Below are 438 nucleotides of genomic sequence, written 5' to 3' on the forward strand. Positions count from 1 at the left end.
CCTGCTGGGCGCGATGTTCATTCCGGCGCTGCGTCTGTCGCGCGATCCGCGTGTCGGCGGCAACACGTTTCTGCGCCTGCTCGGGCGTGCCTATACCGATCCGTCGTCGTTCATCCGCGACTTTCTGAACGCGCATTACGAGTCGGTGGCCCTGCGCTTCTTCGACGCGTTTCAGCGCGCGCTGCCGCATCTGCCGCGCGAGGAGCTCGGCGGGCGGCTGCTCTTCGCGATCGGTGCGGTGTCGGGCGTGCTCGCCGGCACCGATACCGACAGCCTGATGGCCGAGTTCTCGCAAGGCAAGTCGATGAACGATCTGCAACTGATCACGCGCCTTGCGTCGCTGATGGTCGCCGCGTTGAAGGCGCCGTTGCCGGACGGCACGCAACTGGCCTTGTTCGCCGCCGTGCTAGGCGATGCAACCGACGGCGGCGCGCAGGG

1 pseudogene is annotated in these 438 nt (G+C 67.4%); it reads left to right on the plus strand.

From position 1 onward, the window contains the following. A pseudogene (locus VSR34_RS38680) lies at positions 1 to 438 on the plus strand (TetR/AcrR family transcriptional regulator); the annotation flags it as partial.

Origin of the sequence: Paraburkholderia sp. JHI2823, from assembly GCF_038900695.1 — a bacterium.
Lineage (GTDB): Bacteria > Pseudomonadota > Gammaproteobacteria > Burkholderiales > Burkholderiaceae > Paraburkholderia > Paraburkholderia mimosarum.